Source organism: Amylolactobacillus amylotrophicus DSM 20534 (genome assembly GCF_001434555.1).
GTDB lineage: Bacteria > Bacillota > Bacilli > Lactobacillales > Lactobacillaceae > Amylolactobacillus > Amylolactobacillus amylophilus.
In genome coordinates, this window is record NZ_AZCV01000003.1 from 108,622 (window position 1) to 122,117 (window position 13,496).

Annotated in this window: 11 protein-coding genes; 5 read left to right on the forward strand and 6 right to left on the reverse strand. The window is 44.9% G+C overall.

Features of this window, described 5'->3' with window-relative positions; translation table 11 throughout:
* Positions 1–45: 45 nt before the first annotated feature.
* Complete coding sequence (locus tag FC62_RS05125) at positions 46–582, forward strand: macro domain-containing protein (RefSeq protein WP_054745789.1); 537 nt, start codon at positions 46–48, stop codon at positions 580–582.
* Here FC62_RS05125 and mazE read toward each other — a convergent pair.
* The 3 genes from mazE to FC62_RS05140 form a co-directional block, all read right to left on the reverse strand.
* Positions 579–785: a type II toxin-antitoxin system PemI/MazE family antitoxin gene (gene mazE / locus FC62_RS05130; RefSeq protein WP_054745791.1), complete on the reverse strand. Its 207-nt coding sequence runs from the start codon at positions 783–785 to the stop codon at positions 579–581. The two genes, FC62_RS05125 and mazE, sit on opposite strands and share 4 nt — an antisense overlap.
* Positions 786–850: 65 nt before the next feature.
* Positions 851–1,717, reverse strand: a complete 867-nt coding sequence (locus FC62_RS05135; RefSeq protein WP_054745793.1) for an AraC family transcriptional regulator — start codon at positions 1,715–1,717, stop codon at positions 851–853.
* A gap of 123 nt (positions 1,718–1,840) precedes the next feature.
* A complete protein-coding gene (locus FC62_RS05140) occupies positions 1,841–3,514 on the reverse strand; it encodes an oleate hydratase (protein ID WP_056947334.1) in 1,674 nt (557 codons plus the stop codon).
* Positions 3,515–3,793: 279 nt separating this feature from the next.
* Here FC62_RS05140 and FC62_RS05145 point away from each other — a divergent pair, with 279 nt between their 5' ends.
* Positions 3,794–4,057 (forward strand): GlsB/YeaQ/YmgE family stress response membrane protein, encoded by a 264-nt coding sequence (locus FC62_RS05145; protein ID WP_056947337.1) that lies wholly within the window; start codon positions 3,794–3,796, stop codon positions 4,055–4,057.
* 222 nt (positions 4,058–4,279) lie between these two features.
* Here the strand turns inward: FC62_RS05145 and FC62_RS05150 are convergent, their stop codons facing one another.
* Genes FC62_RS05150 through glpK form a run of 3 tightly spaced genes read right to left on the reverse strand, consistent with a single transcriptional unit; the run spans position 4,280 to position 8,445 of the window.
* A complete protein-coding gene (locus FC62_RS05150; protein ID WP_054745795.1) occupies positions 4,280–4,996 on the reverse strand; it encodes an MIP/aquaporin family protein in 717 nt (238 codons plus the stop codon).
* A 38-nt stretch (positions 4,997–5,034) separates the two neighbouring features.
* Complete coding sequence (glpO, locus tag FC62_RS05155; protein ID WP_054745797.1) at positions 5,035–6,873, reverse strand: type 1 glycerol-3-phosphate oxidase; 1,839 nt, start codon at positions 6,871–6,873, stop codon at positions 5,035–5,037.
* A 57-nt stretch (positions 6,874–6,930) separates the two neighbouring features.
* Positions 6,931–8,445, reverse strand: coding sequence for a glycerol kinase GlpK (gene glpK, locus FC62_RS05160; protein WP_056947339.1), 1,515 nt, complete (start codon positions 8,443–8,445; stop codon positions 6,931–6,933).
* Positions 8,446–8,690: 245 nt separating this feature from the next.
* Between glpK and FC62_RS05165 the strand changes: the two genes are divergently transcribed.
* From FC62_RS05165 to rpe, 3 genes are all read left to right on the forward strand, one after another.
* Positions 8,691–9,419 carry a GntR family transcriptional regulator gene (locus tag FC62_RS05165; RefSeq protein ID WP_054745799.1) on the forward strand — a complete coding sequence of 243 codons (729 nt, stop codon included), beginning with the start codon at positions 8,691–8,693 and terminating at the stop codon, positions 9,417–9,419.
* Positions 9,420–10,014: 595 nt separating this feature from the next.
* Positions 10,015–12,381 (forward strand): phosphoketolase family protein, encoded by a 2,367-nt coding sequence (locus FC62_RS05175; RefSeq protein WP_056947345.1) that lies wholly within the window; start codon positions 10,015–10,017, stop codon positions 12,379–12,381.
* A gap of 154 nt (positions 12,382–12,535) precedes the next feature.
* Positions 12,536–13,174 carry a ribulose-phosphate 3-epimerase gene (rpe, locus tag FC62_RS05180; protein ID WP_056947350.1) on the forward strand — a complete coding sequence of 213 codons (639 nt, stop codon included), beginning with the start codon at positions 12,536–12,538 and terminating at the stop codon, positions 13,172–13,174.
* Positions 13,175–13,496 lie beyond the last annotated feature (322 nt).

Sequence of the window (13,496 nt, forward strand, 5' to 3'; positions counted from 1 at the left end):
CACTGTACAATAAAGGTGTTAGAGCTATTATTTTGGAGAAAATTTATGAAAACACTTTTGCTAAACTCACTTGAAATCAACATTAAGCAATCAGACATCACTAAGGAAACAACTGACGCTATCGTTAATGCAGCCAACAAGGAAATGATTCCTGGCGGCGGAGTCGATGGTGCAATTAATCGAGCTGCCGGACCTGATCTTGGATCTGCACAGAGAAAGCTTGGTCCCATCGAAACTGGTGAAGCAGTTATTACTGCCGGTTTTGCACTCCCAGCTAAATACGTCATCCATACAGCAGGACCTATATGGCATGATGGTGCAAATGATGAGGAACATGAATTGGCGGCTTCTTACCTGAACAGTTTAAACCTAGCTAAAGAACACAAGCTGACTTCTATTTCATTTCCGGCAATCAGCACAGGCGTTTACCATTTTCCGCTCGATTTGGCAGTGAAGATTGTTTTTGAAACACTAACAGAATTCAGTCAAAATCCCGGTACAGTTCAAGTTATCAATCTAGTAAACTTTGATTCAAAGACAAACGTGGTCTATGAAAAATATTTTGCAATGAAACTTGACTAGTTTTGTTCCCAAAAATCAGGCTCAGAAAGTGAACCTTCACTTTTAACAAGAAATGGATTCTCTATTCTAGGACTAAGAATTATTGTTCCATTGTCCTTATAATCCACAACATATTCTTGATTATCCTTCAACTTACTTCCGTACTCAAATGGTAATGAAATAATTCTCATATCATCTTTAACAGTGGCTTTTACAATTAACATCACATACCTCCTATTAACAATCAGTATGTTCTTTGATTCCCGTTAACACAATTTTTCAGTCCAATTTATTTCTTATTAACTGCCATCCATACTTCGCTGTATGCAGATTTGCCATCCTCGTGCATCTTCGTGAACGAGAAGTTTGGTAATGGTGCTAGCTCATAATCGACGGAGCCCAACCATTGTGCATAAATTTGTGCGTACGTTTGTTGTAGTGTTTCTGGAAATGGTCCGTCACTTGGGAACACTGCCCATGTACTTGCAGGCACTTCCAAAACTTCAAGTCCTGCTGGGATATCACTAACAGCATTTGTCGTCAAAACACCGATCATGTGTATCAACATTCCCTCTTCCTTCATGAAGTTTGCGTCCGCATTATAAGATGCATTCACCACTTCTTTTGGATCGAGATTCTGCAATTCATGCATCTGGTCTCGTTGTTCTGGAGTGATTGATTGCGCCAGTTTCACGATTTCTTCGTTCACACCCTCAAACTGCATTGGCACACTTTTGGCAGCACCAACAAGGTTGAAAGCTGGTAATTCTTTAATTTGATATGTCATAGGTTGTCCTCCATTTACTTGTATCGAAAAGTTTAGGACTGGCAAAACCTTGGTGAGCCCGCTTTTGGTCACATCAGAAGGTAAAAATCCTGTCCATCGCTTGAAAGCACGCGAGAAACCATCCACGGAATCGTAGCCAAAATCATAGGCCACATCAGTCACCTTTTGCCCAGCTAACAACGCCAAATTGGCCTCTGATAGCCGACGGCGTTTGATGTATTCCGTCAAGGTCATGCCTGCCAAATAGTAGAAAACTTGGTGCAACTGAAACTCTGACATGTTAGCTTCTGCAGCAAGCTGTTTAACAGTCAGCGTGTCGCCCAAGTGGCTCTCAATATAGTTGACCACCGTGTTCAATTCCTTTAGCATCGTCTCGCTCCTTTCGAAAATCAGTATAGCAAGTGCGGAAATTCTCAACTCGACATTCTTCAATTAATTATATCGGATAAAAAAAGAATAGCCTAAGGCTATTCCTCTGAATAAATTTCATTTCTATCTAAACATCGTCTTTGTCGCTCTCGCCATCACTTTTGGATCCTTTTCATAGTGATGCATCTTCGTGAGTTTGCTCTTATCTAAACCAAGGAAGTGGTAGACAGCAGTTTGTGCGCATCTATACGAATACTGTTCCGTGAATACCATATCAAATGGCATCTCAGCGAATTGGCTGATAAATGCCAAATTCTTCGAGTGCTTTGGTACGACAAGTGGACGATCTCCTACCGCACGTTTGTTGAACAACGCACTTGCATAAGGCATGAAGACTGGCACAACGTTCACAATCGATTCCCAAATTTCGTCATAATGGTTGGCAATATTGTCCTCAGATGTATCCACAGCTGACAAGTGACCCAACAATTCTTCCAAAATCTCGCGACCATTCATCTCGATGAATGGTTTCTTTACGTAATCCCCAACTTTTCTTGGGAACATCGCATAACCCCAGAAGACCGTTTCATTCTCCCTTTGCTCGTGGAAATGAGGCTGATGGTGTACCACAATTGATAATAGATTATTACTCTCAATCCATGTATTCAGGGCATTTCCGGGCTGTTGCTGTGTAATGCGTGTAATTTGATTCAATAAGTAGTGATTATTGGTCGTAACATTGAAGCTCATCCACTCACTTGCTGCCCGGTCGTTGAAGAACTTATCCGGATGTCCGAGGTCGAAGAAGTGTTCGGTAGCCTTCTTCCATAATGCTGCACTCGGGGCATATTCCATATTTTCAACAATTGGTGTATCCAGATCGCCGAACGAGCTACTATCAGTAATCGCACCGTTCGTGTCAAAGACTAAATCTGTATCCTCAACCGGAATTACGCCAGTCTCACCGGTTTCCACATTCTCGTACTTCAAGCCCTTTACAATAATTTCGTCTCGCAGCAACGTATCTTGAAATTCCCAATCAACAATCTTCATATTGTTTACGAATTTAACACCCTTATCCTCAAGTAGACTACGCATCGGGAGAATTAAGCTTTCGTACTGATTAAATGGTGTCCGCGTCACGCCCGCCAGTGTGTTGATTCGGCTAAATTCAAGAATCATCCTATTCATGTACCGTCTAAGTTCCATCGCAGAACTCTCTTTTTTGAACGCAAAGGTAGTTTCCCACATGTACCAGAAGTTGGTCTTGAAAATATGCGGGGTCTTCTTGAACCACTCCGCTATGGTGATGTCGTTCAACTCCTCTTCCTTTGACTCCGGCAACATCATGAGCCGCGTCAGCCAGTACCGATCCAGGTTATTGAATTGCATATGCGAGTAGTCGTTCTTGTCGCCACGATTTCTGATACCCTTGCTATCCATCAAGCGGGCCACGTCATGTGTTGGATGTGCATGGTCAAATTCCAGAATTTCCTCAGTCACACTTTGACCAGGATGATCCAAGGACGGTACATAACTCATTAAATCCCAGAGATTCTCGTATGTCTCTTCGTTGAGCATCCGACCGCCCTTTGCCATGTAGCCTGCGTTATTACTCAAAGTCTGATTACTGTATTCATCCTCATAGTCACTGACCTTCGCACCATCATTTGCACCATGTTGCTCCAAGCCAAAAAGGGTAATCTGCTCACCCCGCCAGTGACCATCCCGAATAAGGTAGAGTGCTGCAGCTAAATTACCGATTCCTGTACCAATCATGTAAGCTTTTTGTGACATTTAAAGCACCTCCAAAGAAAAATTCTTTATCTATACGTTAATAGTATTCCTTTTTAAGTATCCTGTAAATAGATAACAACGCGATTTTTAAAAACGTTACAAATATTTTACAATTCTGTCTCAACTAGCCAGCAAAAACGCGCTACATACCTTGCTGTAGCGAGTTTTTTTAAATAACCACGTTTTAAGAGCTATCATTTGCCCAATACATAAGACTAATATAGACTATAAGTGTAGAAGAGATCTTCTCTACAAATAAAATTGAAAGGATTGATGCCTATGCTACATTGGATCTGGGTATTAATCGTTGGTGCGATTATTGGTGCCATTGCTGGCGCAATCACTAATCGCAGTATGCCATTCAGCTGGATCGGTAATATTATTGGCGGTATCGTCGGAGCCTGGGTGGGGCAATCCCTCCTTGGTGAATGGGGTCCACAATTAGCTGGTATGGCAATCATCCCTTCGATTATTGGTGCCATTATCGTTGTATTAGTGGTTTCGCTAATCTTCCGTGGCACCAGCAAAAAAGAAAAGGCGTAGTTGAAAATTTTCATCCCCCGTAAAAATTCATACTCCTCATTAACATTATTCCCCTTTAGATATTTACATTCGAACAGATAGTAGAATATCGCTTTTTCTCTTTAACTCACCTCATCGAGGTGGGTTTTTTGTATGTCCCTAAATAAAGGTCTTTAAATAAGAAAGAAGCCATATCCAGCTTAACGAATACAACTTCTTGCTTAATTTAGGAATTAAGTTTAATTAAGGTAACAGCAAAAATGCACCTGCAGCAAGCAGACCGCCCACTACATCGCCAACAATTGGAACCCAACTATATGACCAGTCAGACCCACCCTTATTAGCGATTGGTAACACTGCATGAGCCAACCTGGGGCCAAAGTCACGCGCCGGATTAATTGCATAACCAGTGGTTCCTCCAAGTGACAGACCAATTGACGTGATTAGTGCACCAACGACAAGTGGGTTCAAGCCATCGGTAAAACGGCCACGGGTAAAGGCCATCAATGCAAATACCAACATGAACGTCCCAATAACCTCACTAACGAAGTTTGCTGCGTAGTTACGAATTGCTGGCCCTGTTGCAAAGGTACCGAGAATGGCAGCCTGATCCTTAGTCTCCTGCCAATGTGGATAGTAGTGAATCCAGACCAACACTGCGCCAAGGAATGCACCAGCAACTTGGGCAATAATGAATGGTATTACTCCACTCCAGCCAAATTTACCGGCGGCAGCCATCCCTATCGTGACAGCGGGATTCAAGTGGGCGGGTCCGAGAAAGCCAGACACGTACACCCCCATAATCACCGCAAATCCCCAGCCAAGTGAAATTGCTATCCAACCTGCACCCTCACTCTTCGACTTCTTCAAGCTTACGCCAGCCACAACACCATCACCGAGCAAAACGAGTACCAGTGTCCCAATAAATTCGCCGATGCTCTGTACAAAAATATCTCCCATTGTTCTTCTCCTTCTTAAAACAATCACACATGTATGCGTTACTCACCAAATCTGTTGAGATGCTCAAGTCTTGATTCAGCAATCGTCTCTGCCGTTTGAGCTTGTCTCTGGGCCTTTTCCGCATCAGACCACCCCAATAATCTGGCCATCTCATTTACGATAGGCTCTACAATTTCATCCAGTTGATCAGCATGGAATAGTAAGTGATTCGTCCTGCGGAGTAAGTAGTCCACCGGTGTCAATGTCATCTCCTCATTCACAGAATAGTGTAAACTAGCGGTCTCCGCCATGCTCAACCCCGGTGCAGCTTCCAGCTCACTAATGTAAGAAATTACACGTCCAGTATTTGAACCGTAACGATTAGCTAATTCACGGGCAGCAGGCTCACTTAATCCTTTGTCCATACCAATTTTAGTGTAGAAATCAAGGGTCTGCTCAACATTATTTGGATCGAAATGCCCTCCGGATACCTGGAGCTTCGTTGAGTCAATTTCCTTGAAATCTTCATTGAACTGGACTTTGAATTCCCGCCGCAATAACGCGAGTGCTCCAGCAGCCATCTTCCTGTAATCCGTTATTTTCCCTCCCGCAAGGGTAATCAATCCGTCATCGCCTACCTTAAGCTCCGAACCGCGCGATACCTGCGATGCGGTCACAGTTCTTTCTGCCCGTGCAGTCTTCAGCCTACTAATTGCATGTTCGACGTCATCTCTCGATGCTTCCTGTGCCTCATACTTTTGGACAATATTCACCAGATTCTGGAAACTGGCATCAGAAACCTTACCAACATTGGCCCCGCCACCGTTATAATCGGATCCACTATTTGACGCAATCAGCGGCCGCAAGCCAACCCAGCTGGCCTCAATATCCTCTTGCCTAATATGTGCATCTGGGTAACGGTTATTCAAAACGCCTAATAAGTAATCAACATCTTCCTGTTCTACTCTTGGATGCTTAAAGTCGCCGTTAAAGTCTGTATCTGTCGTACCAAAGTAGGTCTTACCTTCTCGCGGAACAACGAATACCATCCGCCCGTCTTGCATCCCCGTATCGAAGTATGTCGGTTGTGGCACCTTCAGCTTCGCCTCGTCAACCACTAGGTGCACACCCTTAGTTGGACGCAACTTCAAGCCGGCACCATCTCGGTCGTCTAACTTGAGGAACTCTTCAGCCCAAGGTCCTGTTGTATTGATGAAGAACTTTGCACGAATTACAAACTCCTCATTCGTCAGGTTGTCTCGTACCTTTAGGCCACTAATCTTGCCGCCCGCATGTTCCACGCCAATCGCTTCAACGTGACTCACCATCAGTCCACCAAGCTCCGCAGCCTCTTTGATATTCTCAATTACAAGTCTGGCATCATTATTGACGTAGTCCAGGTAGACGCCCGCACCCTCTAGGTGCTCAGTCTTCAAGTTCGGCTCACGTTGAAGGACTTCCTTCTTATCAATGATGTAGTTAGCATATTGGGTTCCCGTGACACCAGCCAGTTGATCATACAAGTCCATCGCTACCTTAACGCTGAACATATCAAAGGTTGAATCTGGTTCATCATAGATGGGCAGGAGCATTGGGAACGGCTTCGGGATGTGGGGCGCAACGCCCTGCACAACTGCCCGCTCCTTGACGGTGTCGCTCACGACACCTACATCAAACGTCTTGAGATAACGAATTCCACCGTGAACCAATTTGGTCGAGCGTGAGCTTGTGCCCTCGGCAAAGTCTTGCATCTCTACCAATCCGGTATTCATGCCAGATGCGGCAGCCTGAATCGCTACCCCAGCACCAGTAATTCCACCACCAATAATCAATAAATCTAGCTCTGTCTTCTTCAATTTCTCGATTGTTGCTGTCCGTGTTTCGCTTGAAAATTTCATGATTTTTACCCCGTTTAAAAGCTTTCAATCCAAATTCATTGCCACTTCTTCTGTTAATTAATCCTCTTTGGGTAAGGCGGTATGCTTAAAGACCTGCGTTGCCTTCACCGCTAGCTTCCAGCCCGAGTAGAGATTCTCCCTTCTCTGTTCTGCCATTTCCGGTTCAAAAACACGACCAACCTTGAAAATTTGCTCTAGTTCCTGAGTATCATGCCAGAAACCAACGGCTAGACCCGCAAGAAATGCCGCACCCATCGCCGTCGTCTCCAAATTCTCGGCCCGCTCAATTGGTGTGTTTAAAATATCTGCCTGAAATTGCATCAAATAGTCGTTCTTAGCTGCCCCGCCATCGACACGCAGTGCAGGAATATCAATTCCCGAATCTAGTTTCATCGTATCGACCACGTCTCTAGTCTGGTAGGCCATCGATTGTAAGGTTGCTTTGATGAAGTCTTCGCGTGTTGTCCCGCGCGTTAAGCCAAACACGGCACCCTGGGCATCTGCATCCCAGTACGGCGCACCCAGCCCAGTAAATGCAGGCACAACATAGACCTCGTCGTTACTCGTTGAGTTGTTCGCTGCCTCTTCCGACTCCGGCGAAGTCGCCACCAACTTCATTTGGTCGCGAAGCCACTGAATTGAGGAACCCGCTACAAACACCGAGCCTTCAAGGGCGTAGTGCACCTCGCCGTTGATAGCGTAGCCGATGGTCGTCAACAAGTTGTTATTCGACACAGTTGGTTTCGTGCCCGTATTCATCACGATAAACGAACCAGTACCATAAGTGTTCTTGACCATTCCGTCCTTAAACGCTAGTTGACCAAACAAAGCGGCCTGCTGGTCACCTGCCATGCCCGAGATGGGCACCTTACTGCCGTAGAAGTGGTACTCCATCGTCTCACCGTACACTTCCGAGTTACTCTTCACCTCCGGCAGCATGGCCTTTGGAATATTCAAGATTTCGAGAATTTCGTCATCCCACTTGAGGTCGTGAATATTGAAGAGCATCGTCCGACTAGCGTTCGTGTAGTCGGTGACGTGAACGCCGCCTGTGAGCTTCCAGACGAGCCAGCTATCGATTGTGCCAAATAGCAACTCACCTTTCTCGGCGCGCTCCTGGGCGGCCGGTACGTGGTCCAAAATCCAGCGAATTTTGGTTGCACTAAAGTATGAATCGATCAAAAGCCCGGTTTTGTCACGGATTAGCTGCTGGTAACCTTGATCCTTCAAGGAATCGGATATTTCGTTGGTCTGGCGAGATTGCCACACAATCGCGTTGTAGATTGGTACGCCCGTCTCCTTGTCCCAAATCACAGTTGTCTCACGTTGATTCGTGATTCCGATACCTTCAATCTGGCTTGGGCGAATATCAGAATTGATGAATGCCCCGGCGATTGTCGATAAGACGGCATTCCAGATTTCATTTGCATTATGTTCCACCCAGCCTGGCTTCGGGAAGTACTGTGGGAATTCACGCTGTGAATCCGCCACCTTGTTCCCATCGTGGTCAATGATTAACGCTCTGGTACTTGTCGTTCCTTCATCTATTGCCATTACATACGTTTTAGCCATTATTTACTCCTTTTTAGTTACAACACGGTAAACGTTTTCATCCATACTGAAATATTACTATACCAGACCCATTTTGGACAAAGATTTGTTCCGCAAAACGCATGTGATGTTCTGAGCTAATTTCATACCCGAGGCGCTACTCTGACCACAGGTCAATCAGGTGGGCCAATCTAGACCAATTGATTTTTTGCAAATAATTTCAAATTACAGTATATTGTGCTTATTAATGAAAAGAGGCAACATCTGTGGCAGATCTCGTGTATCGACAATTGCTCCAACAACTAAAGAAGAATATCAAAGCGGGCCAGTATCAGAACTTAAAGCTGCCAACGGAACGTGCATTGAGTGAATCCTATGGGGTCAGCCGCTCCAGTGTTAAGCGGGCGCTGAATATCCTGGCTGACGAAGGCGCCATCTTCAAAAAGCGGGGATCTGGAACCTTCATTAACCCGCTTTACTTGAAGAATGATTCTATCTTCCACTACAACACCGGGCGCAATCTCGGTGTCACGGATAGCTTTCAAATTTCCGGTAAAGTGCCACGGATTAAGCTGCTCAGCTTTAACGTGGTCCACCCTGACCCAGAGCTGGCTCGGAATCTCTTCTTAAATGCGGACGACTTTGTCTACGAGATTAAGCGCCTCCGCCTATTTGACGACGTGGCCTTCATGATCGAAACAGGCTATATTCCAATCAAGCTGGCGCCAAATATCGGACCGAACGTCGTCTCAAACTCCATCTTTAATTACATGGAGACGACAGAGAATAAGTTAGTGTCAAAAGCCTACCTCACCATCGCGGCCGAGCCATCGACGACAGAGGATCGGGAGCTATTGGCGCTTGCACCTACCGAACCAGTGGGCACGATGGCCGGTATCTTCTTCCTGGATGACGGTACACCGTTTGAATACTCTAAGATGCGGCTCCATTACAAATACATGAAATACAATACGTTTGTGGCTACCGAGGAATAATAACCTGCAATCAAAAAAGACCTCTTATGGTAGCCCAAGAGATCTTAATAGTTAGATATATTTAAAGGGTCTTATTTGATATACAAAACTATCTTGTTAGACCCATCTTAGCAAGCTAATAGCACCAATAGTAAATAGTACTATGAAGACAACTATTCCGGAAACCAAACCATCAACTGGTTTCCTGGTGTAGTGATTATCTTCTTGATTAGTTGACTTGTATCTTCTATAGAAGAAAAATAGAACTACTAAAAGCAAGAATTGTATTACCAGGGAAGAAATAGTAAAAATTTTATTTCTTAAAATAATCATCAAGAATACCCAAATTGGATTCACCCATCTGTAAATCTTTGCAATTTTTTCAATTCTTTTTGTCATAATCATTCATCTACATTTATAAGCCAATTTGCTTACTTATTCTAAGTATATTTTCAAGATAGCTAACTAAAGTTTATCCTTTATCATATTATTTTTTTGCACCCAAAATTAAATTGGGACGAACCAATTTTCAAAATGGTTGCATTTTATTTTAAAGCCTAATATACTGAAATAGTAAACATAATAAAAAGTGATTTAACTTTGTGGAGGTCAATTAATGACAGCAACAACTGATTATTCATCACCGGAATACTTTGAGCGGTTGAACAAATATTTCCGCGCAGCCAACTACCTTTCTGTTGGGCAACTTTACCTGAAAGATAACCCATTATTACGGCGGCCAGTTGAGGCCAGCGATTTGAAAATTCACCCACTTGGCCACTGGGGTACTATTGCTGGGCAGAACTTTATTTATGCCCACCTAAACCGCGTAATTAACAAATACGATTTGAACATGTTCTATATCGAAGGTCCGGGTCACGGTGGCCAAGTCATGGTCTCAAACTCCTACCTTGATGGTTCGTACACTGAAATCTACCCCGATATTACGGAAGATGCACCAGGGATGCAGAAACTCTTCAAACAATTCTCATTCCCAGGTGGTGTAGCATCCCATGCTGCTGCAGAGACGCCAGGTTCAATGCACGAGGGCGGCGAACTCGGCTACTCTCTTTCACATGGTGTTGGTGCCATCTTCGATAACCCAGACGAAATTGCTGCGGTTGTCGTTGGTGACGGTGAGGCCGAAACAGGTCCACTGGCAACGTCATGGCAGTCAACCACTTTCATCAACCCAATCAATGACGGTGCCGTACTCCCTATACTTGATCTTAACGGATTTAAGATCTCGAACCCAACTATTTTGTCTAGAAAAACGGATGAGGAATTACGCAAGTACTTCGAAGGAATGGGCTGGGAGCCTATCTTTGTTACTGGAGATGACCCTCAAGCATTGCATCCCGTCATGGCTCAGGCAATGGATGAAGCGGTTGAGAAGATTAAAGCCATTCAAGAACATGCACGAACAGAGAATGATCCAACACGCCCAATTTGGCCAATGATCGTTTTCCGTGCACCAAAAGGCTGGACTGGACCAACCGAATGGGCCAACAAGCCAATTGAGAAATCATTTAGAGCTCATCAGGTACCAATTCCAGTCGACCAAACAGACATGACACACGTTGATGCACTGCTAGATTGGCTGAAGTCTTACGGCCCAGAAGAACTCTTCGATGAGAACGGCACAGTCAAGCCAGAAATTAAGGCTATTGCACCAACCGGTACCAAGAGAATGGCAATGAACCCCATCGTCAACGGTGGCGTTAACCCACGTGCATTAAAGTTGCCAGACTGGAAAGATTATACTTTCGGCAACAGCACGCCTGGTAAAGTCGAAGGCCAAGATATGATTGAGTTCGGTAAATGGGCCCGTGATGTCATCAAGCTGAACCCAGATAACTTCCGGGTGTTCGGACCAGATGAGACGATGTCCAACAGACTAAATCATTTGTTTGATGCAACAAATCGGCAATGGCTCGAGGAAATTAAAACACCCAATGATGAGTTTATGGCACCTGCAGGTCGGGTAATCGATTCGCAACTGTCAGAGCATCAGGCCGAGGGTTGGCTCGAGGGCTACGTCCTCACTGGGCGTCATGGCTTCTTCTCAAGTTATGAAGCCTTCCTGCGTGTGGTTGACTCAATGCTTACCCAACACTTCAAGTGGATTAGGAAAGCAGACGAACAAAGCTGGCGCAAGAAGTATCCGTCACTCAATATTGTGGATACATCAACTTCATTCCAACAAGACCATAACGGCTACACCCACCAGGATCCGGGCGTACTTGGTCACTTAGCGGACAAGAAGCCAGAATACATTAGGGAATACCTACCGGCAGACACCAACACCCTTTTGGCAGTGGCTAATAAGGCATTTGCAAGCGAACAAAAGGTCAACTTGATTGTCACTTCAAAACACCCACGGCCACAATTCTACTCAGTTGAAGAGGCTGAAGTCTTGGTCGACAAGGGTCTGAAGATTATTGACTGGGCAAGTACCGACGGCAATTCGGAACCAGACCTCGTCATCGCAGCAGCCGGGACCGAGCCTAACCTTGAGAGTTTGGCAGCCATAAGTATTCTGCACGAACAATTCCCCGACTTGAAGATTCGCTTCATAAACGTGGTCGACTTGTTGAAGTTGCAACACCCATCACTCAATCCACGTGGTCTGAGTGACGAGGAATTTGACGAATACTTTACAAAGGACAAGCCAGTCATCTTTGCATTCCACGGTTACGAAGGCTTAATCCGCGATATTTTCTTCAGCCGCCACAACAGAAATGTACACGTCCACGGCTACCGTGAAGACGGCGATATCACTACGCCGTTCGATATCCGGGTCATGAATGAACTCGACCGTTTCCACTTAGCACAAGATGCGGCCGACATGGTTTATGGAGCAGCGGCTGGTGAATTCAGCTCTGCAATGGATGCCAAGTTGGCACACCACAAGGACTTCATCCACGAGGAAGGTACTGATCTGCCTGAGGTTGAGGGCTGGCAGTGGAAACAATTAGATTAGAGTGTGACGCACCACGGTTAGCTTCTGAGTACTAGCGACTTAGGAGAAAAAAATTAGTAAAGTTAATTACATTTATACCATAAATAGCTACAATAAAAGAGAGCAAGCTTGTCTACAGGCCAATCGCTCTCTTTTTTCATCAGGAGGAATAATTATGACAATCATTGCACCTTCCCTACTAAGTTCTGATACCTTTCAACTCGAAAAACAGCTGCAAGAAATTAAATCTGCTGGTGCGAACTATCTCCACGTTGACGTTATGGACGGCCATTACGTTAGCAATATCAACTTCGGACCAAAGTACGTCAAAGATTTACGCCCGCATACAGACCTCACCCTGGACTGCCACGTGATGGCGGAGCAACCAGAGGCGATTATCGACTCATTGATGGAGGCAGGCGCCGATATTATCACCTTCCATCCCGAGACGACCCGGCATGCTTATCGCTTAATTGAGCATATCCATGAGCAAGGCAAGAAAGCCGGAATCGCGTTTGACCCAAGCGTAGCGATCGCCGCTTACCGTGACCTGCTCCCGCTCGCCGATCAGGTTTTAATTATGACCGTCACCCCTGGCTTTGGCGGACAAAAATTCATTCCCGATATGCTCGAGAAGGTCCAGGAAGTCACCGAATTAAAGGCCCAGAACTATTATGGCTACGATATCGAGGTTGATGGTGGTATCAACGATAAGACGGGTAGTCAGTGCAAAAAATCTGGTGCAAACGTCCTAGTCGCCGGTTCATACGTCTTCGCTGGCTCAATTAAAGAAAATATTGCGCAGCTAAAATAATACAAATTAAAACCATGTCCCGCTTTACGAGGACATAGTTTTTTTCAAAACAATTCACAATGCGATCCAATTCTCGCTAGAAACAGGTATAATCACCACCCAGCGGATGATCTTTATTTTGTTTGGGTAACGTAATCTTCTGCATTAATTTACTTACAACATCCTCAAGTAGAGCAATATTTCTATTTTGTTTCTTTTGCTACCTCGAAGAAAATAGCTATGTTGGAGCTACTCCGTGTCAAGTGGACAGATAAATAATTAAAATCAGGCAATATTTTTTGAGGCATGATTTCGAAATTCTTTCGGAGTCATGCCTTTTAGT

What these genes read in the sequence shown, in the direction of transcription:
- FC62_RS05125 (WP_054745789.1), top strand. Translation starts at nt 46, where the DNA reads ATGAAAACACTTTTGCTAAACTCACTTGAAATCAACATTAAGCAATCA.
- mazE (WP_054745791.1), bottom strand. Translation starts at nt 785, where the DNA reads ATGTTAATTGTAAAAGCCACTGTTAAAGATGATATGAGAATTATTTCA.
- FC62_RS05135 (WP_054745793.1), bottom strand. Translation starts at nt 1,717, where the DNA reads ATGCTAAAGGAATTGAACACGGTGGTCAACTATATTGAGAGCCACTTG.
- FC62_RS05140 (WP_056947334.1), bottom strand. Translation starts at nt 3,514, where the DNA reads ATGTCACAAAAAGCTTACATGATTGGTACAGGAATCGGTAATTTAGCT.
- FC62_RS05145 (WP_056947337.1), top strand. Translation starts at nt 3,794, where the DNA reads ATGCTACATTGGATCTGGGTATTAATCGTTGGTGCGATTATTGGTGCC.
- FC62_RS05150 (WP_054745795.1), bottom strand. Translation starts at nt 4,996, where the DNA reads ATGGGAGATATTTTTGTACAGAGCATCGGCGAATTTATTGGGACACTG.
- glpO (WP_054745797.1), bottom strand. Translation starts at nt 6,873, where the DNA reads ATGAAATTTTCAAGCGAAACACGGACAGCAACAATCGAGAAATTGAAG.
- glpK (WP_056947339.1), bottom strand. Translation starts at nt 8,445, where the DNA reads ATGGCTAAAACGTATGTAATGGCAATAGATGAAGGAACGACAAGTACC.
- FC62_RS05175 (WP_056947345.1), top strand. Translation starts at nt 10,015, where the DNA reads ATGACAGCAACAACTGATTATTCATCACCGGAATACTTTGAGCGGTTG.
- rpe (WP_056947350.1), top strand. Translation starts at nt 12,536, where the DNA reads ATGACAATCATTGCACCTTCCCTACTAAGTTCTGATACCTTTCAACTC.